The sequence below is a fragment of the Pseudarthrobacter sp. 1G09 genome, assembly GCF_050038305.1.
Taxonomy (GTDB): Bacteria; Actinomycetota; Actinomycetes; order Actinomycetales; family Micrococcaceae; genus Arthrobacter; species Arthrobacter equi.
Genome location: NZ_CP188306.1, coordinates 339,068 through 365,392, shown reverse-complemented (window position 1 = coordinate 365,392; position 26,325 = coordinate 339,068). Strand labels below are relative to the sequence as shown.

The window sequence follows — 26,325 nt, the reverse complement described above, 5'->3', positions numbered from 1 at the left end:
CCTACTACGATCAACATATGGAATCCGCGGAACAGAGGCAGCAGCACGCGCGCCCACGGCGGATCACGGCAGCCATGGTCGCCGCCCGGGCAGGCGTTTCGACGGCGACAGTATCCCTGGTGGCCAACGGCAAGACGGCGGGCCGCGTCTCCGAGGACAACGTGGCCCGGGTGCGTGACGCCATTGCCGAGCTCGGCTACGTGGTGGACGGAATCGGCAGCTCGCTGGCCAAGGGCGTGAGCTCCATCGTCATCCTGGTGGCGCCGGATATCTCCAACCCCTTCTTCGCCAAGGTCATCGACGGGGTACGGGAAGCACTCGGCCCGCAGTACCAGCTGCTGCTGTCCGTCACCGAAGCGGGTGAGTTTCCGCAGGCCAGCGACGTCCGGCGGCTCATGTCGCTGCGCCCGGCCGGGCTGCTGGTGGACGCACCCAACGCGGACTTCCTCGAGGACCTCGCTTCGCCGTCGCCCCTTGTCCTGCTGGACGCGCCCGGGCTGGAATCCTACGCACCGTCCGTCAACCTCGACGTGGCCAGCGGGGCACGCCAGCTGGCAGCACACCTGGCGTCCGCCGGGCACACGGAAGCGGCCTATGTGGACAGCGTGACCGGCACCGACACGTTTGCCGTGCGGCGTGCAGCGTTCCTGGAAGAGGCCGCGGCGCGCGGCATCTCCGTGAGCCCGGACCGGATCATCAGCACCACCATCGACGTCGGGACAGCGGCGACCGCGTTCGCCGCCGCCTGGCCGGAGTGGCAGCGCGCGGGGGTGACCGCCGTCGTCTGCGGAACCGATACGCACGGTTACGGCGTGCTGCAGGAGGCTCGGGTGGCCGGTGTGCGGATCCCGGAGGAACTCGCGGTGGCCGGCTTCGACGACCTTCCCTATTCGGCCACCAGCAATCCGGGCCTGACCAGCGTCCACTTGCCCGCCACGTCCCTGGGCCAGAAAGCGGGCGAGCAGCTGCGCCGGCTGATGGAGGGCAAGTTCCTGAAGCCGGGCGGCGTCACGCTGGAAACGTCGCTGGTGGTTCGCGGCTCCACTACGGCATAGCCGGGCGGTCCCCCTCCCGCAGCCAGTCATTGAAGAACGCGTCAAGCTGCTGGCCGGAGGCTTCCTCCATCACTGCCTCAAAATCCCCGGTTGTTGCCGAGGAATTGGCGTAGCGGTCCAGCCATTCGGTGGCCCCGGCAAAGAAGGCCGCGTCCCCGATCCTGGCCCGCAGTGCATGGAGCGTGGCGGCTCCCCGCCGGTACACCTGCTCGGCGAACAGGTTGTCCCGCCCCGGATTGGAGATGTCCAACGCCCAGAGGTTCTTGCTGTCCAGTTCAGCCACGGTATCCGTGAACTGCTTTGCCAGCGTCGCCTTGCCCTGGTGTTCGGCCCACAGCCACTCGACATAGGTGGCCCAGCCCTCGTTGAGCCAGATGTCCTTCCAGTCCGCCGGGCTTACGCTGTTACCGAACCACTGGTGACCCAGTTCGTGGACAACCGTGTCCTCATCGGCAGCCTCTGAATAGACCGGCCGGGTTTGCGTTTCCAGGGCATAGTCCACCGAGTCGTCGTCCACGATCGCCCCGAAGGCCTCGAACGGATACCGCCCGAACAGGTCCGAGAGGTAGCGGATCATCTGTGGCTGCAACGCAAGGGCCGCATTGGTTTTCACCAGCGCGGGGCCGGTCACACCGCTGTCCACCGCATTGATGATCGGCAGGCCGCGGGGTCCCTCGCCGTACGACAGGGTGAAGTCTCCGACGCTTGCCGTGGCGAGGTAGCTGGCCATCGGGTCCGCCGCCTCCCAGCTCCAGGTTGTCCAGCCGGAGTGTGTTTCCGGGTCGTCCCCGGGCAGGCCGTTGGCTATTGCGGTTTTTCCTTCCGGGACGGTGATGCGGAAGGAGTACGTGGCTTTGTCCTGGGGGTCGTCATTCACCGGAAACCAGGTGGGTGCGCCGTCGGGTTCGTTGACCACCATGGCCCCGTCAGGGGTGGTCACCCATCCGTACAGCGCCCCCGTGGTGTCTTGGGGCCGGCCGGTAGCACCCCCGTAGCTGATGGTGATGGTCGATGTCCGGCCTTCCTTCAGCTTTGGCCGCAGTCCGACGGTGAGTTCCCACCGGCGGTTCGCATCGTCCTGCACCTGGGTCCATTCCGAGGGGCCCGCGCCACGGTTGGCGTCCTGGCCGTCCACGTCCACGGCGGTGGCGGTGAGTCCGCGCAGGTCGAAGTTGAGCGCGTCCAGGTCCTGGGTGGCGCGCAGGGTGATGGTGGCCTCCGCGGTGAGGTTTCCCGCTGCGGCCGGGTCCGACGGCGGCGTGTAGCGGAGGTCGAGGCCGTAGTGCAGGACGTCGTACCCGCCATTGCCCGCGTACGGGAAGTAGGGATCGCCACTTCCCGCCGCACCTGGACCGTAGCGTGGGCTGCCTTGGGGTGCGGCCTGCGCCGGGGTAATCCAGGCGGCGGCGGCCGTCAAGAGTGCTAATGCTGCCGCGGCGATGCGGCGGGCCTTCGTCAGGTTGGTCATAATTGCAGTCCTGGAATGGTGCCGGGCGCCGGGCGGTTCCGGCCGTGGCAGTTCCGCCCGGGCCAGCCGGAGGTAACAGGTTGTGTGCCTTCGCGGCGACGAGACCGGTACCGGCGGCCCCTGGGCCGCTGTTGCCCCACCAGATGGAATGAAAGCTAGGCCAGCCTGCGGGGCGTGTCAATAATTCCGCACCCCCTTCATTCCCCTCTTCCGCCTCCGGGTTCGGGACAGGGGCGGATGTTCGGTGGCGCCCTGTGACGCGCTGCAATCCTGGGGGCGGGCTGCGCCGCCGTTCTGTCAGGGCCCCGCCGTAAGCTGGGACCATGCCGAGTAACTGGGAGAATTTGGACGAACCACTGCGCGAATCCGTGCAGCACAACGTGGAGCTGTACGAGCGCGTCCGCCCTGCCCTGAAGCTGGTTACGCGGGATGTGCTGCTGGTCCTGCGGGACATGCTCAAGGACAGCGAGGTCACCCCACTGTTCGTCACCGGCCGCACCAAGACGGTGGAGTCATTCAAAGAGAAGATCTCCCGCACCGAGGAGCCGCTGGAACCGGGCGGGCGGCGGCTGCTGAAGTTCCCGGACCCGTTCCGGACCCTCAATGACATGGTGGGGATCCGCGTCATCACCAAGCTGCCGGCCGAGAATGCGGCGGTGGCCAACATCATCAAGCGGCAGCGCCAGCTGTTCGACTGCCGCGGGGACCGCGAAAAGGACATCGGCTCCATAGAGTCCGGCACCTACGGGTATTCGAGCCGGCACCTGATCCTGCGAACCATCCAGAACGAAGCCGTCAAGGAGTACCAGCAGGTCTTCAACCCGGAAGTCACGCCCAACGGCAGCTATTTCTTCGAGTGCCAGATCCGCACCATCTTCGCCCACGCATGGAGCGAGATCGAGCACGATATCCGCTTCAAGGCCGAGGATCCCCGGGCCTGGACCCCGCATTTCGACCGTCAGTTCACGGCCACGGCCGCCATGCTGGAAACGGTGGAGACGGCGTTCGCGGACCTGCACGAACGCTACGAGGAAGTACGCAGCTTCTGGGACACCGACGGTGAGGGCGCGGCACCGCTCACACCCAACCGCGTCAGGGATGTGTGGCGCACGCTGCTTCCCCACGTGGACCGCAAGGTGGATGACGACTGGGGCTGGGCTTCGGAGCTGCTCGCAGCGCACGGACTCACCCGGACCATGGAACTGGCCGGGCTGCTCCGCGCAGAGCAGATCACCGAGGTCCGCAAGGCCCTGGACCACCGCTACTCCCCCGGACCGGACCGGCTGCTGGACGACCTCCTGCTGTGGCAATTCGGCACCAGGCACATTGACCTCACGGCAGAAGCGGCCGACGCCGTCCCGCACCCCCGGCGCGACAGCCTCCTGCGCCGCCTCCGGCAGATCGAACGGTACCGGGTCACCCAAAAGTAGGTCCCGGCGGTTGGCGAACGCCCCCGCATGGTGGCCGCGGATCGGCCCGCGGCGGGGTCTGGAAAATTAACAGCGCGGTGTTTGGCGTCCGGGGATTGCGCCGGGCGTAGTATGTGAAAATCCGCGGGCTAAAGCACAATTCCATCCGAAATTTACCCACAAGGAGAATTCCATGTTGCTTTGGATTGCCATCATCATCGCCGTTCTGTGGCTTCTCGGACTGCTCGCCAATATTGGCGGCGGCCTGATCCACATCCTGCTGGTTGTCGCCGTCGTCGTCCTGATCTTCCACTTCGTCCGCGGCAGGACCCGCGCCTGACGAAAACCCCGAGTCCGGCTTAACAGCAAGGAGGTCCCGGCTGCCCAGGGGCCACAACGAGCGGGTCCAGAACAGCGATCCGATAGCGCACGGGGAAATGTCGGCGCTCCGGGCAGCGTGGACATGATGCGCGATTTCCAGGACAACAACCCGGAACTCTGGGCAGAGGACATCGCCGAGTAAGCCCGGGATCCGGCGGCACCATGCCGCCGGCCTACTCTCCGTGCACTGCCGCCAGGTTGTCCTCGGAACGGTCCAGGTAGGCCAGCAGGAGATCGGCGGCCCGGTCCGGATCGCCGGCTTCCAACGCCTCACAGATTGCTTCGTTGTCCGGCAGGTAGCGCTGGTAGAACAGTGCATCAGCGGTGGCCTTGTGGAAGAACAGGCGCATCTCGGCCAGCACCTGGGCCATGACCGTGTTCAGCCGCGGGCTCCGGGCCATCGCCACGATGGCACCGTGGAAGTGCTGGTTGGCGGTCCCCCCGGCCTCATCGTCGCCGGCCGCCGCAGCGCGCTTGCCTTCCTCCACCGCGGCCCGGACAGCGGCCACATCCTCAGGGCTGCCCCCACCACGCATCGCGCTGACCTCGATAAACCGCCGGACCGTGTAGACGTCATGGATGTCCTCAGCCCCCAGGCTTGCGACGAAGACGCCGCGGTTGGGGTGCCGGACCACCAGACGCTCGCTGGCAAGTTCCGCAAACGCCTCCCGCACCGTGTTCCGGGAGACGCCCAGGTCCTCGGCAATGGTGGATTCGGTGAGCCTGGTCCCCGGGATCAACGCGCCTTCGGCCAGCTGCCGGCGGAGTTCCCGGGCCACGCGTTCAGCCACGGAGGGCACGGCCACCCGGAGGCGGCCTGCGGAAGCGGGAGCGGAATCGAGAGTGGCCATACCCGAGAATTTACACGATCGTCACATCGTTGAATCGAAGGATTGTTGAACAATCCGTAGATTTGGTGCATCCTAGATATGACCAACCAATGAGACGGGGATCACAAATGACTTCCATCGACCTCAACAGCGACGTCGGCGAGTCCTTCGGCCGCTGGACCCTCGGCGATGATGCCGCCATGTTCAGCTCGGTGTCCAGCGCCAACGTGGCCTGCGGATTCCATGCCGGGGACCCCACCGTGATCCGCCGGACCTGCCGGAACGCGGCGGACGCCGGCGTCGTCATCGGCGCCCACGTGGGCTACCGCGACCTCGCAGGCTTCGGACGCCGCTTCCTGGACATCAGCCCAGGCGAACTGGCCGACGACGTGGTGTACCAGATCGGTGCGCTGCAGGCATTGGCCGCTGCCGAAGGAACGAAAGTCCAGTACGTGAAGCCGCACGGCGGCCTGTACAACGCGATTGTGTCGCACACCGCCCAGGCGCGCGCCGTCGTCGACGCCGTGAAGTCCGTGGACCCCGGCCTGCCCATCATGGGGCTGCCAGGCTCGGAAGTCCTGCGGTTGGCAGAGGAAGCAGGCCTGCGGGCAGTGACCGAGGCCTTCGCGGACCGTGCCTACAACCCGGACGGGACCCTCGTGTCCCGTACCCAGCCGGGCGCAGTCCTCCACGATCCCGCCGAAGTGGCGGAGCATGTATTAAGGATGGCCACCGAACAGTCCGTCAGGACCATCGACGGGTCCATCCTTAAGATCCGCGCAGAAAGCATCTGCGTGCATGGTGACTCCCCAGGGGCGGTCGCAATGGCCACCGCCGTGAAGTCCGCACTCGCCGACGCCGGCATCAGCATCGGCGCGTTTGCCTAGCCAGTCCGCCCGGCTACCGCCCCCGTATCCATGGCCAACAGGCCCCGCACCACCCTCACCCCCGGAGGAACCCATGACCAGCACCAACAAGGCAGCAAAGACGGCGGCAAGGAAGCCGCCGGCCGGCGCGCTGAAGGCCTACGTCGCCAGCCTCACCGGCACCTCGCTCGAGTACTACGATTTCGCCATCTACTCGGTGGCCTCGGCCCTCGTCTTCCCCAAGATCTTCTTCCCCTCGGATGACGAATTCGTAGGGCTGCTCCTGTCCTTCTCGGCCTTCGCCGTGGGCTACCTGGCCCGCCCCATCGGCGGCGTGGTGTTCGGCCGGCTGGGCGACAAGGTGGGCCGCAAGTATGTCCTCGTCTTCACCCTGGTGCTGATCGGCGCCGCCACCGTCCTCATCGGCGCGCTGCCCGACTACTCAGCCATCGGCATCGCCGCCCCCATCATCCTGGTGCTCCTGCGCCTGGCCCAGGGCATCGGCGTAGGCGGCGAATGGGGCGGCGCGGTGCTGCTCTCCAGCGAGTTCGGCGATCCCAACAAGCGCGGCTTCTGGTCCTCCGCCGCCCAGATCGGCCCGCCCGCCGGCAACCTGATGGCCAACGGCGTCCTCGCCGTCCTGGCCGCCTCGCTCAGCAACGAAGCATTCCTGTCCTGGGGCTGGCGCGTCGCCTTCCTCGCCTCCGCGGTCCTGGTGGCCTTCGGCCTGCTGATCCGCCTCAAGCTTGAGGAAACCCCGGTCTTCAAAGCCATCCAGGCCCACGGCGACCGCCCCAAGGCACCCATCAAGGAAGTCTTCACCAAGGAGCCCAAGGCCCTCGTTTCGGCAGCCCTGTCCCGCCTGTGCCCGGACGTCCTGTACGCCCTCTTTACCGTGTTCGTGGCCGTCTACGCCACCAAGCAACTCGGCATGACCACCGGCAACGTCCTGGCGGCCATCCTCATCGGTTCCGCGTTCCAGCTCTTCCTTATCCCGGCCGCCGGCGCCCTCACCGACCGGTTCAACCGCCGCTGGGTTTACGGGATCGCCGCCGCCGCAACCGCCATCTACATTCCGCTGTTCTTCCTGATGATCCAGGGCAAGTCCGTGCTGATGCTCACCATCGGCGTGGTGATCGGGCTGGCCCTGCACGCCTTCATGTACGGCCCGCAGGCCGCGTTCATCACCGAGCAGTTCCCGGCCCGCCTCCGCTACGCCGGCAGCTCGCTCGCCTACACCCTGGCCGGCGTCATCGGCGGCGCCGTGGCCCCGCTGATCTTCACCGCCCTCTACGGCGCGGCCTCCGGCGGCTGGCACCTGATTGCCGGGTACCTCGCCCTGACCGCGGTCATCACCATCGTGGGCATGCGCCTGGGCCGCGATCCGCAGCCTGAGGAAGATGTCCGCCTGCTCGACAACAGCGCAAAGGAGAGCCACGCCTGAACGGCGCGGCCCGGTCCCCATGGAAACAGTCAGTAGCCCCACCACGGCATCCCGTGTTTTGGCCGTACGGCCGGTAGGCACCACGGCGGTGCTCGCCGAACTCTCCGGCCTCCACGATGTCCTGGCCCTGCAGTCCCTCCTGCTGGAGGCGCCGCTGCCCGGCCAGGTGGATGTCCTGGCCGCTGCCGAAACCGTGATGGTGAAGGCGGATTCGCCCGCGGCGGCACGCCGGATGGCTGCCCGTTTGCTGGCGATGGACCTGACGGTCCAGTCCCACACCGAAGGCGCGCTGGTCACCATCGACACCGTGTACGACGGCGAGGACCTCGCCGAGGTGGGAAGGCTCACCGGGCTGGGGGCTGACGGAGTGGTGGCCGCCCATACGGGGCAGGTCTGGACGGTGGCCTTCGGTGGCTTCGCCCCCGGGTTCGGCTACATGGTGGGCGAAAACCAGTCACTGGAGGTCCCGCGCCGGAGTTCACCCCGCACCGCTGTGCCTGCCGGGTCCGTGGCGCTGGCCGGCAACTATTCGGCCGTCTACCCCCGGCAGTCGCCGGGCGGCTGGCAACTGATCGGCCGCACCGCGGCACCCATGTGGGACCTCAGCCGGGAGCAGCCGGCCCTGGCCGCTCCGGGTGACCGCGTCCAGTTCCGTGCGGTGCGGGAACTCGTGGAGATCGCCGCCCCTGCGGCGCCTGCCGGAACCTCCGGGCATCCCGGCGTACAGTCTGGCCTCCGCATCCTTTCCCCCGGGCTCCAGAGCCTGGTCCAGGATCTGGGCCGGCCCGGACATGCTGGACTCGGCGTGTCATCAGCCGGTGCGCTGGACCGCGCCTCGGTGCGTCGCGCCAACCGGGTGCTGGGCAACGGCCCCTCCGCCGCCGTGATCGAAAGCGTTGCCGGCGGCCTGCGCGTCCAGGCCGTGGGCGACCAAGTGCTGGCCGTCACCGGGGCGCCGTCGGCACTGACTGTAGTGACGGCGTCGTCCGCTGCCGAAACCGACGACGCCGAAGACGGCAGCTGGCCCGAAGAGGTGCGCACCGTGCCCATGGCCACCGCCTTCGCACTGCTGGACGGCGAAACCCTGACTGTGGGCGCCCCGGTAAAGGGCTTCCGCACCTACCTGGCCATCCGCGGCGGCGTGGAAGCAGAAAGCGTGCTCGGCAGCCGGTCCACTGACACCATGTCCGGAATCGGGCCGGCGCCGCTGGCCGCCGGGCAACTGCTCGGCGCCGGAGCCACCACAACATCCAACGTGGTGGGCAACCCCGAGCTGCAGCCCGACTACCCCGATGCCGCGGTCACGGTGCTGGACATTGTGCCCGGTCCCCGTGACGACTGGTTTGATGCGGCGGCGCTGGAATCGTTGTGCAGCCAGGATTGGGCCGTGACTCCCCGGTCCAACCGGGTGGGCATGCGCCTGGCCGGCGAACCGCTTCGCCGCAGCCGGGACGGCGAGCTGCCCAGTGAGGGGACCATGGCCGGCGCACTGCAGATCCCGCCCGAAGGCCAACCCGTGCTGTTCCTGGCCGACCACCCCATCACAGGCGGCTACCCGGTGATCGGCGTGGTGGCGGACTACCACCTGGACCTCGCCGCGCAGGTCCCGGTGGGCGGCTCCATCCGGTTCCGCTGGGCGCCCGGGCTGCCAGCTTCCACTGATACCTCACACGACCATCCCCACGATTCCCTAGACGAAGTGAGCAACTGATGCGCAAGGTCCTCATCGCCAACCGAGGAGAAATCGCTGTCCGCATCGCCCGGGCCTGCGAGGACGCCGGGCTCGAATCTGTGGCGGTCTACGCGGACGTGGACGCCGATGCCATGCACGTAGGTGCCGCCACCGAGGCCTACAGCCTGGGCGGCAACGCGCCATCGGAGACCTACCTGGACGTCGCCAAGCTGCTGGGCGTTGCGGCCGCGTCCGGAGCGGACGCCGTGCACCCCGGCTACGGCTTCCTGTCCGAGAACGCCGGTTTCGCGGAAGCCGTCATCGGCGCCGGGCTGACCTGGATCGGCCCCAGCCCGGAGGCCATCCGGCAGCTGGGCAACAAGATCACGGCGCGGGAGATCGCCGTGCGCGCGGGGGCGCCGCTGGTGGCCGGCAGCGACGGTCCGGTGGACTCGGCCGCTGAGGCTCGTGCCTTCGCCGAGGAGCATGGCCTGCCCATGGCCATCAAGGCTGCCTTCGGCGGCGGCGGGCGCGGGCTGAAGGTGGTCCGGGAAATGGGCGAGGTGGAGGAGGCGTTCGACTCCGCAGTCCGCGAGGCCGTGGTGGCTTTCGGCCGCGGCGAATGCTTCGTGGAACGCTACCTGGACCGGCCACGGCACGTGGAGGCCCAGGTCCTGGCTGACCGGCACGGCAACGTGGTGGTGGTGGGGACCCGGGACTGCTCGCTGCAGCGCCGGCACCAGAAACTCGTGGAGGAGGCCCCCGCCCCGTTTCTCACCGAGGGCCAGACCCGCCAGATTTACGACGCCGCCAAGGCAGTCTGCCGCGAAGCCTCCTACGCGGGGGCCGGGACCGTCGAATTCCTGGTGGCCGCCGACGGCACCGTCGCCTTCCTCGAGGTGAACACCCGCCTGCAGGTGGAGCACCCCATCACCGAGGAAACCACGGGCATCGACCTGGTCCAGGAGCAGTTCAGGATTGCCGCGGGCGAACGGCTCCGCTGGGATGCCGATCCGTCGCCGCGGGGGCACGCTTTCGAATTCCGGCTGAACGCCGAGGACGTGGGGCGCGGCTTCCTGCCGTCGCCCGGTACCGTTACGGCCTTCAGCGGTCCCACCGGCCCGGGAATCCGCCTCGATTCCGGCGTCCGTGCCGGGTCCGTTGTGGCGCCGCAGTTCGATTCGCTGCTGGCCAAGCTGATTGTCACGGGCGCGGACCGGCAGCAGGCACTCCGCCGGGCACGCCGGGCCCTGGCCGAAATGCGGATCGGTGGCGTTGCCACCGTCCTGCCGTTCCACCGCGCCGTGGTGGAGGCCTCCGATTTCACGTCCGAAACGGGGCTCGGCATCCACACACGCTGGATCGAAACGGACTTTGCCGAGACCATCGGCGCGGACCCGGAGTTCGGCACGTCCGTCCCGGACGGTGCGCGGCGCACCATCACCGTTGACGTGGACGGCCGGCGCCTCGCAGTCGGGCTGCCCGCGGCGCTGCTGGACGGCTGGGCGCGTTCCGGCGGCCAGGTTCCCGCAGGCGTCACCCCGGCGGGCGGTCCCTCCGGCGCGGAGAACGACGGCGGCACTGCCGCAGGTGCCGCCGCCCCCGGTGAGTTGCGCGCGGACATGGCCGGGACTGTGGTGAAGTGGCTGGTCGAACCGGGCGCCGAGGTGGCGGCCGGGGATCCCGTCGTCGTCCTTGAAGCGATGAAGATGGAAACCCAAGTCACCGCCCAGCGCTCCGGCACCCTTGACGATGTGCGGGTGGACGCCGGAGGCGTGGTTGCCGCGGGAGGCGTGCTGGCGCTGATCTCCTGACGTCGCGGGTGGCCGGACGGGTCAGAGGTTGACCATCTTCATGCCGTTCTCGTCGTAGCGGTCCCCGGCGACGCCGAGCCTGCGGGCCAGGCCATTGAGGTCCGCGACGTCGTCGGCGGAGAGTGCCACGGCGGTGGCACCCGCGTTTTCGTCGATCCGTTCGCGGCGGCGGGTGCCCGGGATGGGGGCGATGAAGGGGTGCTGTGCCAGCAGCCATGCCAGGGCTACTTGGCCGGGGGTGGCCCCACGCGTTTCGGCGAGCGCGCGGACGTGGTCCACAAGGGCCTGGTTCGCGGCCAGGTTTTCGCCCTGGAACCGCGGGATGCGCGAGCGGATTTCGTCCGGGGCGAAGGCGCTGCCCGCCGTCACGGTTCCGGTGAGGAAGCCCTTGCCCAGCGGGCTGAACGGCACAAATCCGATTCCCAGCTCCGCCAGTGTGGGGAGGACCTCGGCTTCGGGATCGCGGGTCCACAGCGAGTACTCGGACTGGACAGCTGTCACCGGGAACTCCGCGTGCGCGCGGCGGATGGTTCCGGCTCCTGCTTCGGAAAGCCCGAAATGCTTGACCTTGCCCTCGGCAACCAGCTCGCCCACGGTGCCGGCCACGTCCTCGATGGGCACCGCGGGGTCCACGCGGTGCTGGTAGAACAGGTCGATGGATTCGATGCCCAGGCGGCGCAGCGATCCTTCGGCGACCCGCCGGATCTGCTCGGGCCGGGAGTCGGTTCCCTGCATCCGCCCGTCCACGATATTCCAGCCGAACTTCGTGGCCACCTGCACCTTGTCGCGGATCGGTGCGATCGCTTCGCCCACGAGTTCCTCGTTGACGTAGGGGCCATAGACCTCGGCGGTGTCGATGAACGTGACGCCCTGGTCCACGGCGTACCGGATCACGTCGACCATGTCGGCGCGGTCCCCCGGATTGGGGCCGTAGCTCTGGGACATCCCCATCGCGCCGAAGCCGATTGCGGATACCTCGAAGCCCTGCCCAAGTGTCCTGGTGTGCATGGTGGTTCCTTTCGTTGCCGGTGATGTCCTCAATGCAACACCGGTTCTGTGCTGGCCGGCAGTGACGGCCGTTCAGGGTACTACCAGTACCTCCCTGGGATTCACCGTGGCCGGCGTTTGCCGGGGATCAGGCCGGCCAGTGATGACAGGCCAAAGATGGAGCACAGCATCCCCGCAAACCCGGCGAACCCGTCGCCGGCGGATCCCGTCAGAAGCAGGACGCCGAGGGTAAGCCCGGCGGCTCCCCCTCCGAGGCGCCATGCACGCCGTGCCTTGATATTCGGCTGATATCTCGAGACCCCGTATTTCCGCGGCGTTCCCGTGCGATTCGCCGGCGGGCCCGGGTCGGTGGCTTCGGGGCCCTCCACCACGCGGCCGGCCTCGTCCACCCATTGGCCCGTTCCAACCTCGGGGCAATTGGCGTGCACGCTCTCATCCACGCCGGCGAAGTCTGCGGGATGGCCCCGGTACATCACTTTGGGAAGGTCCACGCCGAAATCCACGTGCCCATCCGCCCAGTAGGCGTCGTAGCGAACCAGGCGCCGGGGGCGGTGCAGCCACCTCGAGGGCCGAATGAATGCGGTCGCCCGGACGGCTACCGGATGATTTGTGGGTTGGGGCATGGCTCGATAGTTGCACAACCGGCCCTCCGTATTCGCGATCCCGGCCCTGCGCGTCATAGCCGCTGCAGCCAGGACGAAGCTTTCACGAAGCTGCACGCCGTGCTTCCTGACCAGTAGACAACCGCCGCCCACCGCCTGCCTGTTGGAAGCTTGGGGTGCCTCCAAGTTTTTCCCAGCATGGAGGCCACATTGTTGTCCCGGGGCAACAATAAACGGCTTTCGGTCTTACCACGACGAGGTGGAGGAACCCATGGAATCAACACGCAGGAATGTTCTGAAGTTCGGCGTTCTGGGCGGCGTTGTGGCCGCGGCAGGCCTGCAGGCCACTGGGCTGGCAGGGGCCCAGGCGAAGGGCGGGTCCGATGACGTGTCCTCGTCCTCGGGTTCTACGCCGAGCCGGTTGGCGTCGAATAACATGCCCGTCCCGTTCCGTGCGGTGTTCAAGCGGCCGCCGGAGCTCGTCCCGTACTCCACCGGCTATGATCCGGACGGGCAGCCGTTCGCGAAATACTCGCTGTCCCAGCGTCTGGGCCAGGCCCAGATCGCCCCCGGACTGATGACCACGCTCGCCGGTTACAACGGGATCTTCCCGGGCCCCACTGTCCGGGTGGAACAGGGCACCCGCAGCGAATTGCGGATCAGCAACAGGATGCCGGCCAAGGGAATACTGTATCCGGACACCCCCAACACAGTGACGCACCTCCACGGCTCGGCCTCGCTCCCCCAGTACGACGGCTATGCAAACGACCGCACCGCCCCCGGAAACGTGAAGAACTACCAGTACCCGAACTGGCAGGCGGCCCGGACTCTCTGGTACCACGATCACAACCACATGCTGACAGCCCAGGGCGTGTACTCGGGCCTCGCTGCCACGTACTCCATCACCAACCAGCACGAGCGCGAGCAGCTGCCACAGGGCGAGTTTGACGTGCCGATCCTTGTTTCGGACGTGATGCTCAACGCCGATGGGTCCCTGGGCTACAACGACAATGGCCACTCCGGGCTGTGGGGAGACATCATCATGGTCAACGGCGTGCCGTGGCCAACCATGAAAGTCAAGCCGCGGATCTACCGGTTCCGGTTCCTGGTGGGCTCCATCACCCGGTCCTACCGCTTCGCCCTATCCACCGGGGACCCGTTCTACGTTGTGGGCACCGACGCGGGGATCACACCCACCGTCCAGGCAGTGTCCTCCTGGCGGCAGGGTACCGCCGAACGCTACGAGGTCCTGGTCGATTTCCGTAAGTACAAGCCCGGCCAGAGCGTGGAGCTGCGGAACCTCAGCAACAAGAACAACATCGACTTTGCCAACACCGGCAAAGTTATGAAGTTTGAGGTCGTGGCCGATTCCCCCTCCCTGCTGCCTGGGTCCCGATCGATCACTGCCATTCCAAAAACCCTCGATCCCGGCGAACACCCCACCAAGGCCAGCGGCGGCCTGGACACCATGTCGCTCACCCCGGACATGGCGGTCGCCAAGAGGACTCTGCGGGTCCAGCGCAAGAGCGGCGAATGGACCATCAACGGCGAGACATGGGATGACGTGGAGAAATCCAACTTCACCCGGGTCTTCGCCAACCCGCAGCGCAACCAGGTGGAGCAGTGGACCATCGTCAATGAATCCGGCGGCTGGTTCCACCCGGTGCATATCCACCTGATCGACGGAAAAATCATTGGCCGCAACACCAACGGAGGCAAACCCTTTGCCTGGGAAAACGGCCCCAAAGGACGTCTTCTACGCCGGAGAGAACGAATCCGTCACGGTACTGATGCAGTTCGATACCGGCAAACACGAGGGCGGACGCTACATGGTCCATTGCCACAACCTCGTTCACGAAGACCACGACATGATGGTCCAGTTCGCCGTCGGGGATCTCAAAAACAACGATCCCATCAATGCCGACAAGCCCATCCTCGAGAACATCCCGGAAGGAAGTTTCTCTTCAACCTACAAGCCCTCCTACCCGGCCGGCACCTGAGATGAAAACCAAGGTCCTGCTCACGACGACGGCCCTGCTCTCCCTGGCGTTGGCCGGATGTACCGGCGCGGATGTCAGCCCGAACAGTCCCCCGGCCCAGGATGCGGTGGTGGCCCCACCGGATAACAGCACTGCCGATACCGTGGGCGCGTCAGCGGAAGAAGGCCTGGACGTCGGCAACAGCAGGCCAGTGGTCAGTTATGACGGGCTCATGGTCCGGCGCCGGGTGGTCATCGCCGTCAACTCCGAAATGGACGCCGACCTTGCAGGGCTCCGCGCAAAGCTGGAAGCCGCAGCCGCGCCGCTGGGCCTCGCCTTGACCGACATCTCCCCCGACGTACTGGAGCCCGCGGTCCTCGACGAAGTAATGCCCGAACTGATTGTGGCGCTACCGGCCGCGGCAACCCTTGAGGAGGGCCGGGCCGTGGCCGGCCAGGCTGCCGGGGAGGACACGGTCAAGCTGGGGGCGGAGGGCTTCCACGTCCTCCAGACCCTGGTCCACGACCTGTGCTTCACCATCCCGGCCGACGACCCCGCTGCACTCGCGGCAGCGGTCGAGACGGAAGGAATCCTCTCAGACGCGCTCGGGAGCTACGGGGTAACGGCGGACCACGGCAAACTCAGCGTCAACTACACCGGCCCCCTGCTCGCCGACAACATCGTGGAAAGCGTGCGTGAAGGACTCGCCCGCCCGGCTCACACGTCGGCGTCCGCCGTCACCGTCGAACCGGAATCCACGGGCGGGACCGGAGTGGACATGGAAACGGAACCACCGTGGACGGCGGAGGCACAACGCGGGGCACACACCACCGCCCACGGCTGAGCAGGCGGGGAAACCATCGTTAACCAGGATCAGACCGCGAAGATGCCCCACGACGCTGTGCAGGTCGCTCCCGGCTCCAGCCGGATCAGGTCCACACCGCTGTTGAAGGCATCGGGCGGGCAGGTCATGGGTTCCACAGCGAGGCCCAGGCGGTTCGGGAACGGAGGCTTTTTGTCCGCGGTGTGAATCTGGAGCCACCGGCACGTACGGTCCCAGGACATTCCGACGCCGGTGCCGATTGGGTCGTGTACAAGGACGCGGGCCCGTCCGCCGTCGTCGAATTTTATGTCCGTGAACGCGTGGTCGATCTCCGTCGCGCCAATGGTGCGGGAGGCGCGGAAATCGAACTCATGGCCATCAACGCCGCGCACTTCTTTCGGCAGGAGCCGGTCCGGCGTAACCTCCAGGAAGGATCCCGCGGGGACTTCCAACGTCCAGTCATTGAGTGGTGACGGCCCTGCCAGCAGGTAGGGGTGCGGGCAAACTCCATACGGTGCCGTCGTACTGCCGAGGTTCTCAGCTGAGACCGTACTGTGGAGCCCGTCTTCCCCGAGCCGGTATTCGACGACAATACGCAGCTCATGCGGGTACCCCGCCGTCCGCCCTAGCGAGCAGGAGAGTGTTACGGAGGCTTCATCGTGTGACTCCAGTGCCCATTCGAGTGGGTACACCAATCCGTGCAGGGCACACACACGGTCGGTTTCGTTGACCGGCACCTCGTACTCTGCACCATCAAACGAGTACCGGCCGTCGGCGATCCGATTGGGCCACGGGGCAGCGACAACGCCGCGGTAATCAGGGATGGGACCGCCCTCCGGGAACGGGACAATCAGGTCCCGCTTCCCGTGGCGAAGCTCCCGCAGGGCGCCCGCCCGTGCAGTGACTGAGGCGGTGTACTCACCTGCCCGGATCCTGTACTCGGTCACAGTCGCCCGGCCGGTTTGTAGATGGCCGGTCATAGGGTGGCTCCTTTGAGCCCGAGGCTGTCGATGGCTGTCCGCTGCACCACCAGGCCCGCGCTGTATCGGTCGAGGTAGGTGCTGAACCCGGCTGCGTCGTCGGGACGGGGGTCCGTCGTCTCGAATTCGGCGCCGCCGAAGACAGATGTGCGGAGGAAGTGGTCGAGGTCGTCCGATGGGTCGGTGACGAAGGCAGAGAGTACGGCTATCCCCCACGCCCCGCCTTCGGAAGCGGATTCAGCCACTGAAACGGGCGCGTTCAGCGCGCCGGCCAGGAAGCGCTGGGCGATGCCAGCCGTTCGGAACACGCCTCCGTGGGCGAACATTCGGTCTATGGTGACATTTTCGCTGGCGAGAACCCGCATCCCGAGAGCCAGTGTGGCGAACACTCCGTAGACCTGCGCACGCATGAAATTCGCGAGCGTGAAGTCGCTGTCAGGGGCGCGGACAACAAGGGGACGCCCCTCGCTGAGGCCTGCGATGGGTTCGCCCGCAAGGTGGTTGTACGCAAGAAGCCCGCCGGCATCCGCCTCTCCTTCCAGGGCCTCACGCAGGAGCGCACTGAACGCGGCGTCCGTGTCCACTGGAACACCGGCCGCCGCAGCAAAGCGGGTGAAAAGCTGGACCCACGCCGCGAGTTCACTGGCGCCGTTGTTGCAGTGGACCATTGCCACCGGGGCACCCGCAGGCGTGGTGACGAGGTCGAGTTCGTGGTGCAGTCCGGCGAGTGGGCGCTCGAGCACCACCATGGCAAAGATGCTGGTCCCGGCACTGACATTGCCCGTCCGCGGCGCTACCGAGCAGGTGGCAACCATTCCCGTTCCCGCGTCTCCCTCGGGCGGACAGAACGCGGCCCCCGCCCGCAACACCCCTGTTGGGTCCAGCAGTGCGGCACCAGCTTCGGTCAGCAGCCCGGCGTTGGTCCCCGCAACCAGGGGTTCAGGTAGCAGCCGCCCAACCTCCAGTCCGGGCGCGGTCCGCGCCACGAGTGTGTCGTAGCGTTTCAGTAGTTCCGCATCATACGTGTTGGTGGCCGAATCAATGGGGAACATGCCCGACGCATCACCGATTCCAAGGACTTTCCGGCCGGTAAGACGCCAATGCACGTAGCCGGCGAGGGTGGTCATGAAGTCGATTTGGGAAACGTGCGGTTCCTGGTCAAGAACGGCCTGGTGCAGGTGGGCTATGGACCATCGCAGGGGAATGTTTGTCTCGAAAAGGGTGGTGAGTTCCTGGGCTGCCGGTCCGGTATTCGTGTTCCGCCACGTCCGGAAAGGCACGAGCAGTTCACCGTCGGCGCCGAAGGCGAGATACCCGTGCATCATTGCAGAGATGCCGATCGATGCCAGTACCTGCGGCCGCACGCCGTGCCTGCTCTCGGCGTCGTCCAGTAGATCCGCGTAGGCCGCCTGCAGACCGGACCACACATCCTCGAGGGAGTAGGTCCACAAGCCGTCCTCCAAGGCGTTCTCCCAGGTGAAACTCCCGAGGGCAAGCACCGTTCGGGGATCATCGCCAATCAGGCAAGCTTTGATGCGGGTGGAGCCAAGCTCGATCCCAAGACGGCCACGTCCGGAACGGATGACTTCGGCCGCGGTATCGGCACCGGGAGTACTCACAGAGGGTCCTTCGCTTTGTTAGCGCTAACAGCATGTACGCATCAAAACTACTCGATCTGGAAACTAACGTCTAGAGGCAACCCGATCGGGGCAATGCCGGCCGGCCGAGTCGAATAGGGTGGCTGCGGACCGGTTGAACATCGTCGTGGGGTGGGGCCAGGCATGGACGGGCCTTCGCAACGCATTCATTCCATCTTTCGTTGGAGTAGCGCCGATAACCGACGTTATGTAAGGTAAACCTCTCCGTATTGCATCAGATGCATCTTTCGCAACCCCGGAAACTGGTGTCGCGGGCTAGTTGTGTGCCGCAGCGGCAGCTGTCAACTTTCGCACTCGATACAGTACGACTGGCCTGTGCTTTCGCGCGCGAGCTGGGACAGCAAACCCCTGTCGGCGGCCCGACGGGAACGTGCGTTCGGCCAGAGCCGCTAGCTCGGCTGACGAATATGCGGTCATGATGAGGACTATGGAGGACCGGTCCGACCGAATGGCGGCCATCGTCGCATGCCCTCGACACCTCATTGCAACATTTAGGCTCTCTGTCTGCAGGGCTGGCTTTGACTTGCGGAGCGACTCAGATTTTGGCAGAAGCATGCAAACGGTCGTGTTCTGTTGAAGGAACAACCCACGCTGCTGCAACAATGTCACTCATTGATTGAATTGCGATGCGGGCCCAGTGCCTGGCGTGGGGGGAATAGTGGGTTTTTACGTTCGGAAAAGTCTGAAGGCGGGCCCGTTCAGGTTCAACTTGAGTAAGTCCGGGCTGGGCGTAAGTGCAGGCGTCCCTGGTTTTAGGGTGCGTTCCGGCCCCCGCGGCAATTATGTGCGAATGGGCGCCGGGGGCGTCTACTACCAAACATCGCTTAGTGCGGGATCACGCACCAATCAGCCCGCCCAGATTCCTGGGCCCGAGTCGTTTTCGCTTCCCGCATCTTCTGAGGTGGTTTTCGAGGACCAAAGAGGGGCTGATGTCCAGTCGCTCGCACCCACGTCTTCCGATGATCTCGTCCAGCAACTCAACGATGCGGCCCGTCGCCGGCCGCTAACCCGATGGGTGGTCATTGCTTTACTGGTACTCGGCTTGGTGACCATGCCCTTCGGCCTCTTCGTATGGCTCCTGGGCGTTCCTGTCGCTTGGTGGGTGGTATTGCGCGACCGTGCAAGCCGTTCCGTCGTTATTTTCTATGACGTCAACGACGAACACGCTAGCCAGTTTCAGTCCTTGGTCGATGCCGGGCACGCTTTGGGTAAGTCACAGAAGCTTTGGCGAATCAACCAATCTGGCGTACTGCAAACAGGACACCAGCAGAAATTGAATGCCGGAGCCGGCGCTCTGGTTAAGCGCTCAGTCGCCAGCCTCACGCACAGCGGGCCGAAAGAACTGGTGACAAACATTGCCGTGCCGGGTGTCGCTGCTGATGGCACGGCCATGTATTTTCTGCCTGATCGTGTTCTGCTCGCCGACAAGGGCGCGTTCACCGACATCGGATACGACTCACTACGCGTCCATGACCGACAGACCACCTTCGTTGAGTCTCCAGGCAAGCCACCCTCCGACGCCGTTCAGGTCGGGACGACTTGGCAATACGTGAACAAGAAGGGCGGCCCTGACCGCCGATTTAAGAACAACCCCGTGCTTCCGATCATGAAGTACACAGAACTAGAACTCGACACTCCTCACGGCTTCCGCTGGGTTCTCCAGGTATCAAATGCAGAGTCTGCCGCTCACTTTGCCGGAGAACTGCGTTCCGGAACTGCTATTAGACCAGGTTCTGCGATTCCCGTCGCTCCCCCGGTCAGCCCGGTGCCGGAACTTCCGCCTTCCCCGCCAGCGCTACGCCCCGTACCCGAGCCTGTTGCCCAACCGATCGCCCCTGCCTCGGCCAACGTCAGTGATCACCGCGCCGTCGCCCGCGCTGGTCGTAAGGACGCCCGGTGGTATGGACCCGACGAAGCCGTGGATGTCGGGCAAGGCTTCCGCGTGCCCGGCATGGTTTATGTTGGCAAAGGCCTGACCTCGCCTAAGGGAGGCACGGAGCCTTCGTTGATTGACCCCACTCTTCGTATCGATTCCCGCAATCCAGATTGGTCCGGTCAGTGCCTTGACTATTGGCCGTCGTATGCGGAAATCACTCCTACAGGCAGGGCTGCCTATTTGTCCTGGCTCGGGCAAGGTCGGCGGGTTCCGGACATGCCGATCGGTTATGTCTTTCTCTTCATGTACGGACTTGAAAGGCGTGTCTTCGTCGAAATCGCGGAGAAAGCCGAGCTGACTCACGAACTGGCCGTGATCAGGGCAGAGATGGTGGCGTTACTTGAGCTGTACGGCGACTCCGGCGCCTCGTTCAGCCACTACGCATCGCAGTTCATTAATGCCATCGATTTCATCATGCTCCAGACTGACGATGACAATCCAGCACTCCCCTCCCTGACTGAAGCACGATGGGAGGTTCCTCTTGCCCTTCGAGTACATCTCGGCGCCTTCGCCGCCGACGGCAAACCCATCCCCGCGGATTGGGCTTTGGCATGGGGCTGGTTTCATCCGGAAGTCTCTGTCCGGACCCCGGCAACCCGCTGCGCAGAGGAATTCAAGAGCCTGTTCCGCCTCCGCTATGAGCAACGGTTCGCGGACGGGTTCACCGTCCGGCCCGGCGCAACCAAGATCAAGCTCAGCTACACCTCAGCGAGCTCCCAAATCGGCACAGTAAACATGACTCTTGGTGAACTACCCGATGTCTTCGACCAGCGGGCCCCGCAAAAGAAACTCGCTGCCCTGTTCGACGACGTCACCGCGGAACTTGATGCCTACAGCAGGTGGCTCGGTCGCCATCCCGACAAAGCCGGAACTCTCGCAGCAGCCGCCCTCCTCCCACGTGACCTGCTTGTAGACGCCGAGGGTGCCGTCGGCGATTTCCGCAGCTGGGTTCAGGGAAGACTTGGCGAAGCTGAAACCGTGGAGATACCGGGCCAAGAGCTCCTTGAGCACTGGCCGTCCAACGGCCCGGAGAAGCTGAGCAAGCCTGAAACCGTCACTCTTGCGGGACTTCTGCAGACTTTTAACGTCGGCCTTGAACCGGACGTCCGTTTCGGCGGGACGGCCATCACCTCCAGCACACCGGTCGTACTGTTCCAATCCCCGTCAGAGGGCCCACACTCGGCAACACCGTCCTACAACACCGCATTGACCATGACCCATCTTGCCGCGGCTGTGATTGCCGCCGACGGGGACGTCTCCGCTGCAGAGCTGGACCATCTGACGTCACACATGGAAGCTTCCTTGCAACTGACACAGCCCGAACGCGTCCGCCTTCATGCACACCTTCAATGGCTTGCTGCCTCCTCGGTGAAGCTCACGGGATTGACGAAGCGACTCAGCACCCTGACCAGTGCACAGAAGGCCTCACTGGGCGACATGTTGGTCACCGTTGCAGCCGCCGACGGGCATATCGCACCGGCCGAGGTGAGTACCTTGCAAAAGATCTACAAGCTTCTCGAGCTGGACCCGGGTCTCGTCACGAGCCGGCTGCACAACGCCTTCACAGAACCGAACGCTGCCGCAGCAAGGCCTGTCACGGTTCGCCCTGCTGGGACGCCGGCTCCTGGTTACACCGTACCCGCGCCCCCTGCCGAGTCCTCCCCCAAAACGACTGCTGCCAGCCATGCACTCAACCCCTCGGCAATTCAAGCAAAGCTGGCGGAAACAGCCGAAGTGTCAGCTCTCCTGGGGGATATTTTCAGTGATGAAGCGCCAGGTGGCAAAGAACCGTCGGCACCCCAGCCCACGCCACCAGGACCGAGCAAAGGTGAACCCAGGGATGAACCGTCAACCCCTCCCGTAGGTGACCTGGACCCGCCCCACTCCAGGCTCGTCCGGGCACTGGCCGGACGAGAACAGATGCTGTGGACAGAATTTGAAGACCTCTCCGCACTGCACGGGCTGCTGCCGGAAGGCGCCAGAGACACGGTCAACGAAGCCGCACTGGATGCCTCCGACGAGCCACTGCTCGAAGGCGACGAAACCCTGACCATCAATTCCTACGCCCTGCAGGAGCTCCTCGCATGACCCCCTCCCCTCACACCGTCATTCGTCCCCGTGAACGCGACGCCCTGCTGCAGTCGCTCCGCGCCGGCGTCGTTCCCCGCACTGGACAACAACACGTCCAAGTGGGGCGCGTTAACGAAGTTAAAGCCCTGCTGTCCGACATCAACAGGATCAACGACGGCGGGTCAGGGAGCCGCTTCATCATCGGAGACTACGGCTCAGGCAAGACCTTCTTCCTCCACGTTGTACGCTCCATCGCTCTCCAGCAGAAACTTGTCACAGTCCACGCCGACCTCTCCCCTGACCGGAGACTCCACGCCACCGGCGGGCAAGCCCGGAGCCTCTACGCCGAACTCATGCGCAACATGTCCACCAGGGCAAAACCTGACGGCGGCGCGATGTCCAGCGTCGTCGAACGATTCGTCACCCAGGCACTGACTACGTCCCGCGAAACCGGTGAACCAGTAGAAGCCATCATCCGCCAAAAACTAAACGAACTATCCGAACTCACCGGTGGTTACGACTTCGCAGAAGTCATCGCCAAGTACTGGCAAGGACACGACACCGGCAACGAGCAGCTCAAGTCCGACGCTGTTCGCTGGCTGCGGGGAGAATTCTCAACCCGCACGGATGCCCGCACTGCGCTGGGTGTCAGGACGATCATTGACGACTCCAACTTTTACGACCAGCTGAAACTTCTCGCCCACTTCGTCAGGTTGGCCGGTTTCGGTGGTCTCCTGATCTGCCTGGATGAGATGGTCAATCTCTACAAGCTGGCCAACAGCCAAGCCCGAAACTCCAACTACGAACAGATCCTGCGGATTCTCAACGACTCTACCCAAGGCAGCGCAGCAGGGCTCGGATTCATTTTCGGCGGAACACCCGACTTCCTGCTCGACCCCCGCCGCGGCCTGTACTCTTATGCCGCCCTGCAGTCACGCCTGGAGGAGAACAGCTACGCCGTTGACGGGCTCGTCGATTACTCCGGCCCTGTACTCCGCCTCGCCAGCCTGACACCCGAAGACTTCTACGTCCTGCTCACCAAACTCCGGCATGTCCAAGCAGCAGGCGACGAAGCTGCCTACCTCATCAACGATGAAGGCATAGGCGAGTACATGAGCCACTGCGCCCAGCGCATAGGCGACGCCTACTTCCGCACCCCGCGGAATACCATCAAGGGGTTCCTGGACCTGCTCGCCGTCCTCGAACAGAACCCCGATAGTGTCTGGACGGACTTGATCACCGGGATCAACTTCGAGCGGGAAACCAACCCCGACCTCGCACCGTTGGGACTCGACGCGGATCAACCGCTGCTGCCGACACCGCGCCGATCAGCACCCGCAACCCCGACTCCCGAGATGCCCCAGCCAACGGACGCCATCGATGACGATCTTTCCGCGTTCAAACTCTGAGGAATCCTCAGCGCATACAGCCTTCGAGAGGCTTCACAGGAACGTCCAAGGTTGGATCTGGTCGCAGAAGTGGGAGCACCTGCGCTCCACCCAGGCGCAAGCTGTCGCGCCGATCATGCAAGGGGACCGGGACGTCATCATCAGCGCAGCCACCGCGTCCGGCAAAACGGAAGCAGCATGGCTCCCGATCCTGTCCGCACTGGCACACGACAATGACACTGCAGGACGATCACCGGGAGTCAAGGCGCTTTACGTTTCACCGCTCAAAGCTTTGATCAACGACCAATACGGGCGGTTGGAAAGCCTCGCGGGCAGCGTGCAGGTGCCGATCCATCGCCGCCACGGAGACGTCACGGGCGGTGACCGTCGTGCCCTGCTGGAGACTCCCGACGGCCTGCTGCTCATCACGCCTGAATCCCTGGAGGCCATGTTCATCACTCAGGGACCGCGGGTTCCAACCCTGCTCAGCGGACTCCGGTACGTCGTGGTCGATGAGCTGCACTCCTTCATCGGAACGGCGCGTGGAGCGCAGCTGCAGTCGCTGCTGCACCGCGTTGAGCTTGCCATCCGGCGAGGTATCCCCCGGGTTGGCCTTTCCGCCACTCTTTCGGACTTATCCATCGCTGCAGACTTCCTCAGACCCGGGCATGCGCACACGGTCCACCTAGTCGGCGACCAGAGCGACGACACAGCCGAACTCCGAATGCAGCTGCGCGGATTCGTCACTTCCGGCGACGCCTCAGCCGCCGTCGACGGCCCGGATACGGCCGATGCTGACGCCGACAAGGCAGCCATCGCAGATCACCTCTTCCGACACCTGCGAGGCCAGGACAATCTGGTTTTTGCTAACTCGCGTGCAAACGTGGAGGCCTACGCTGATCTCCTCAAAGGCCTCAGCGACCGTTCCCGCGTCGGAAACGAGTTCTTTCCTCATCACGGAAACCTGTCCAAAGAGTTCCGGGAGGATGTCGAGTCACGCCTTCGGTCCGCGGATACTCCAACGACAGCAGTTTGTACCTCAACGCTGGAGATGGGAATCGATATTGGTTCTGCTGACACCATCGCCCAGATTGGCGCGCCCGGCAGCGTGTCGGCTCTTCGGCAGCGTCTTGGGAGGTCCGGGCGCCGTGGGAAGCCTGCAACTTTACGTCTGTACATCTCAGAGCAACCGGTCGACCACCGGACCCCTCCCGTAGATCAACTCCGAGCCGAGCTCTTTGAAACCGTCGCCACCGTAGAGCTGCTTCTCGAGAAATGGTACGAGCCGCCCAACACCCGGGGACTACACCTCTCAACCCTCATCCAGCAGACTCTGTCCGTGATAGCCCAACACGGCGGTGCCACGGCCCCGGAACTCTACGGCGCGTTGTGCTCTGAAGGACCCTTCCGCCACATTGACCAAGCCATGTTCATCCGGCTGCTCCGCAGCCTGGGAACCAACGACATCATCATGCAGTCCTCGGACGGAACTCTCCTGCCGGGCAGCAAAGGCGAGCGGCTGATCAATCACTACAGCTTCTACAGCGCCTTTCAAACGGCCGAAGAGTACCGGCTCGTATCATCCGGACGCACCCTAGGTTCCATTCCGATAGAGCACCCGGTTGTCGAAGGCGGACTACTCATTTTCGCCGGTCGGCGGTGGCGTGTACTGGACGTAGAAATGCCCAGCAAAGTCATCAACCTCGTGCCAGCCAGAGGGGGCCGACCACCGACATTCTCCGGCAGCGGGATCCAAATTGCCGATGGCATTCGACAGCGGATGAAAGAACTCTACGAAGACACTCATGTACCCATTTATCTCGACTCGACTGCACAAGGTTTGTTGAAGGAAGGCAGGGCTGCGTATGAAAGGCTCGGCCTGAAACGGCAACCCCTGATCGCCTGGGGTGATGACACCATCCTTATCCCTTGGGCCGGCGACAGGATCATGAACACCCTCCACGTAGCACTCACCGCAGAGAACCTCGAGTCGAGCCTGGACGGGGTCGGTCTGACCCTCCGAAAGACACCCCCCAGCGCCGTCGCCGCACTGCTCGAACGTTTAGCCGGCGCTGAACAGCCAGAGCCGTTAAGGGTCGCCAGTACCGTTGCCGTGAAAGAACGCGACAAGCACGATGCCTACCTGGACGACCAACTACTCACCTGCTCCTATGCAGCCGCAGCTCTGGACATCGAGGGAGCATGGCCAGTCATCAAACAACTGGCAAAAGCCACTGCCACACTGACCGACAACCCCGCCCCTGCCCCTCACAAGACCGCCAAAGCACCCGAGGAAAAACCCAATCGGGAACTATCAGGCGTAGGACCCTATGCCGTTATCGACGTGGAAACAACCGGCTTCTCTCCCGAGCGAGACCGCATCGTCGAAATCGCTATCGTGCGTGTCAGCGCAGAAGGAATTATCGACGATGTGTGGTCCACGCTCATCAACCCCGACCGGGCAACCGGACCACGCCACATACATGGGATCACCAACGCCGACGTCCGCAACGCTCCCCGATTCGAGGACGTGCTCGCCGAAATCGACCGACGATTGGCCGGGGCCACGGTGGTTGCCCACAACGTTGACTTCGACCTCGGCTTCCTCGCTTCGGAGTTCAAACGCGCAGGAGCCACGCACCACAATTGGCCATCGTTATGCACGATGCAATTGGCAAAGCGCTTTTTCCCAGGGGAAAGCGCATCGCTTTCAGGCATCTGCAAACGGCTCAACATCGAAATCGGAGACGCGCACACGGCATCTGCGGATGCGCTGGCAGCAGCACGCCTGCTCTCCTTTTACATCAATGGCGACCGACGGTATTCCGCGCCTACTTTTTCGCAGTAGCCCGTTGCCGTGCAGACAAACCGGAGCGCATCTCTTGACTTTCTGCCGGAACCGACTTGAACTCAATCAGACAGGCTGAAGTTTGGAGGCGGCA

Annotated in this window: 18 protein-coding genes and 1 pseudogene; 13 read left to right on the top strand and 6 right to left on the bottom strand. The window is 64.8% G+C overall.

All coding sequences use genetic code 11. The features are described 5' to 3' along the window. Nucleotides 1–17 precede the first annotated feature (17 nt). The gene (locus tag ACP3TD_RS01650; RefSeq protein WP_426765048.1) at nucleotides 18–1,055 is read left to right on the top strand and encodes a LacI family DNA-binding transcriptional regulator; all 1,038 of its coding nucleotides are present in this window, start codon (nucleotides 18–20) and stop codon (nucleotides 1,053–1,055) included. Here the strand turns inward: ACP3TD_RS01650 and ACP3TD_RS01645 are convergent. Next, a complete protein-coding gene (locus ACP3TD_RS01645) occupies nucleotides 1,045–2,523 on the bottom strand; it encodes a M1 family metallopeptidase (RefSeq protein WP_426765046.1) in 1,479 nt (492 codons plus the stop codon). The genes ACP3TD_RS01650 and ACP3TD_RS01645 overlap by 11 nt on opposite strands. A 323-nt stretch (nucleotides 2,524–2,846) precedes the next feature. On the opposite strand from ACP3TD_RS01645, the gene ACP3TD_RS01640 reads away from it, so the two are divergent. The 3 genes and pseudogenes from ACP3TD_RS01640 to ACP3TD_RS01630 all read left to right on the top strand — a co-directional run. Beyond that, nucleotides 2,847–3,953, top strand: a complete 1,107-nt coding sequence (locus ACP3TD_RS01640) for a GTP pyrophosphokinase (protein WP_056077185.1) — start codon at nucleotides 2,847–2,849, stop codon at nucleotides 3,951–3,953. A 172-nt stretch (nucleotides 3,954–4,125) separates the two neighbouring features. Then, nucleotides 4,126–4,272 (top strand): lmo0937 family membrane protein, encoded by a 147-nt coding sequence (locus ACP3TD_RS01635; protein ID WP_156368333.1) that lies wholly within the window; start codon nucleotides 4,126–4,128, stop codon nucleotides 4,270–4,272. A gap of 49 nt (nucleotides 4,273–4,321) precedes the next feature. Then, nucleotides 4,322–4,390 (top strand): annotated as a pseudogene (locus ACP3TD_RS01630) (nucleoside deaminase); the annotation flags it as partial. Nucleotides 4,391–4,486: 96 nt separating this feature from the next. On the opposite strand, the gene ACP3TD_RS01625 reads toward ACP3TD_RS01630, so the two are convergent. Further along, nucleotides 4,487–5,164, bottom strand: a complete 678-nt coding sequence (locus ACP3TD_RS01625; RefSeq protein WP_426765045.1) for a GntR family transcriptional regulator — start codon at nucleotides 5,162–5,164, stop codon at nucleotides 4,487–4,489. 107 nt (nucleotides 5,165–5,271) lie between these two features. Here ACP3TD_RS01625 and ACP3TD_RS01620 point away from each other — a divergent pair, with 107 nt between their 5' ends. From ACP3TD_RS01620 to ACP3TD_RS01605, 4 genes are all read left to right on the top strand, one after another. Continuing rightward, complete coding sequence (locus tag ACP3TD_RS01620) at nucleotides 5,272–6,030, top strand: LamB/YcsF family protein (RefSeq protein ID WP_426765044.1); 759 nt, start codon at nucleotides 5,272–5,274, stop codon at nucleotides 6,028–6,030. A 73-nt stretch (nucleotides 6,031–6,103) separates the two neighbouring features. Next, nucleotides 6,104–7,453, top strand: coding sequence for an MFS transporter (locus ACP3TD_RS01615; RefSeq protein ID WP_426765042.1), 1,350 nt, complete (start codon nucleotides 6,104–6,106; stop codon nucleotides 7,451–7,453). Nucleotides 7,454–7,472: 19 nt separating this feature from the next. Next, entirely contained in the window at nucleotides 7,473–9,164 is a 1,692-nt protein-coding gene (locus ACP3TD_RS01610) for a carboxyltransferase domain-containing protein (RefSeq protein WP_426765041.1), read from the top strand. Next, complete coding sequence (locus ACP3TD_RS01605) at nucleotides 9,164–10,939, top strand: biotin carboxylase N-terminal domain-containing protein (RefSeq protein WP_426765040.1); 1,776 nt, start codon at nucleotides 9,164–9,166, stop codon at nucleotides 10,937–10,939. The genes ACP3TD_RS01610 and ACP3TD_RS01605 overlap by 1 nt, the downstream gene beginning before the upstream one ends. Nucleotides 10,940–10,960: 21 nt before the next feature. Here the strand turns inward: ACP3TD_RS01605 and ACP3TD_RS01600 are convergent, their stop codons facing one another. Continuing rightward, nucleotides 10,961–11,947, bottom strand: a complete 987-nt coding sequence (locus tag ACP3TD_RS01600; protein WP_426765038.1) for an aldo/keto reductase — start codon at nucleotides 11,945–11,947, stop codon at nucleotides 10,961–10,963. A gap of 101 nt (nucleotides 11,948–12,048) precedes the next feature. Continuing rightward, nucleotides 12,049–12,570 (bottom strand): hypothetical protein, encoded by a 522-nt coding sequence (locus ACP3TD_RS01595; RefSeq protein WP_426765037.1) that lies wholly within the window; start codon nucleotides 12,568–12,570, stop codon nucleotides 12,049–12,051. A 250-nt stretch (nucleotides 12,571–12,820) separates the two neighbouring features. Between ACP3TD_RS01595 and ACP3TD_RS01590 the strand changes: the two genes are divergently transcribed. Then, the gene (locus ACP3TD_RS01590) at nucleotides 12,821–14,554 is read left to right on the top strand and encodes a multicopper oxidase family protein (protein ID WP_426765036.1); all 1,734 of its coding nucleotides are present in this window, start codon (nucleotides 12,821–12,823) and stop codon (nucleotides 14,552–14,554) included. Further along, entirely contained in the window at nucleotides 14,551–15,372 is an 822-nt protein-coding gene (locus ACP3TD_RS01585) for a hypothetical protein (RefSeq protein ID WP_426765035.1), read from the top strand. The genes ACP3TD_RS01590 and ACP3TD_RS01585 overlap by 4 nt, the downstream gene beginning before the upstream one ends. Nucleotides 15,373–15,401: 29 nt before the next feature. Here ACP3TD_RS01585 and ACP3TD_RS01580 read toward each other — a convergent pair whose 3' ends face one another. After that, complete coding sequence (locus ACP3TD_RS01580) at nucleotides 15,402–16,331, bottom strand: aldose 1-epimerase family protein (protein WP_426765034.1); 930 nt, start codon at nucleotides 16,329–16,331, stop codon at nucleotides 15,402–15,404. Beyond that, nucleotides 16,328–17,950, bottom strand: coding sequence for a xylulokinase (locus tag ACP3TD_RS01575; RefSeq protein ID WP_426765033.1), 1,623 nt, complete (start codon nucleotides 17,948–17,950; stop codon nucleotides 16,328–16,330). Before ACP3TD_RS01575 ends, ACP3TD_RS01580 begins: the two co-directional genes overlap by 4 nt. 697 nt (nucleotides 17,951–18,647) lie before the next feature. Here ACP3TD_RS01575 and ACP3TD_RS01570 point away from each other — a divergent pair. The 3 genes from ACP3TD_RS01570 to ACP3TD_RS01560 are packed head-to-tail and all read left to right on the top strand — an operon-like array spanning nucleotide 18,648 to nucleotide 26,231. Continuing rightward, the gene (locus tag ACP3TD_RS01570; protein WP_426765032.1) at nucleotides 18,648–22,013 is read left to right on the top strand and encodes a TerB N-terminal domain-containing protein; all 3,366 of its coding nucleotides are present in this window, start codon (nucleotides 18,648–18,650) and stop codon (nucleotides 22,011–22,013) included. Continuing rightward, on the top strand, nucleotides 22,010–23,404 hold the full coding sequence (locus tag ACP3TD_RS01565; RefSeq protein ID WP_426765031.1) for an ATP-binding protein: 1,395 nt from the start codon (nucleotides 22,010–22,012) through the stop codon (nucleotides 23,402–23,404). Before ACP3TD_RS01570 ends, ACP3TD_RS01565 begins: the two co-directional genes overlap by 4 nt. Further along, nucleotides 23,376–26,231: a DEAD/DEAH box helicase gene (locus ACP3TD_RS01560; protein WP_426765030.1), complete on the top strand. Its 2,856-nt coding sequence runs from the start codon at nucleotides 23,376–23,378 to the stop codon at nucleotides 26,229–26,231. Before ACP3TD_RS01565 ends, ACP3TD_RS01560 begins: the two co-directional genes overlap by 29 nt. The last annotated feature ends 94 nt before the right edge of the window (nucleotides 26,232–26,325 follow it).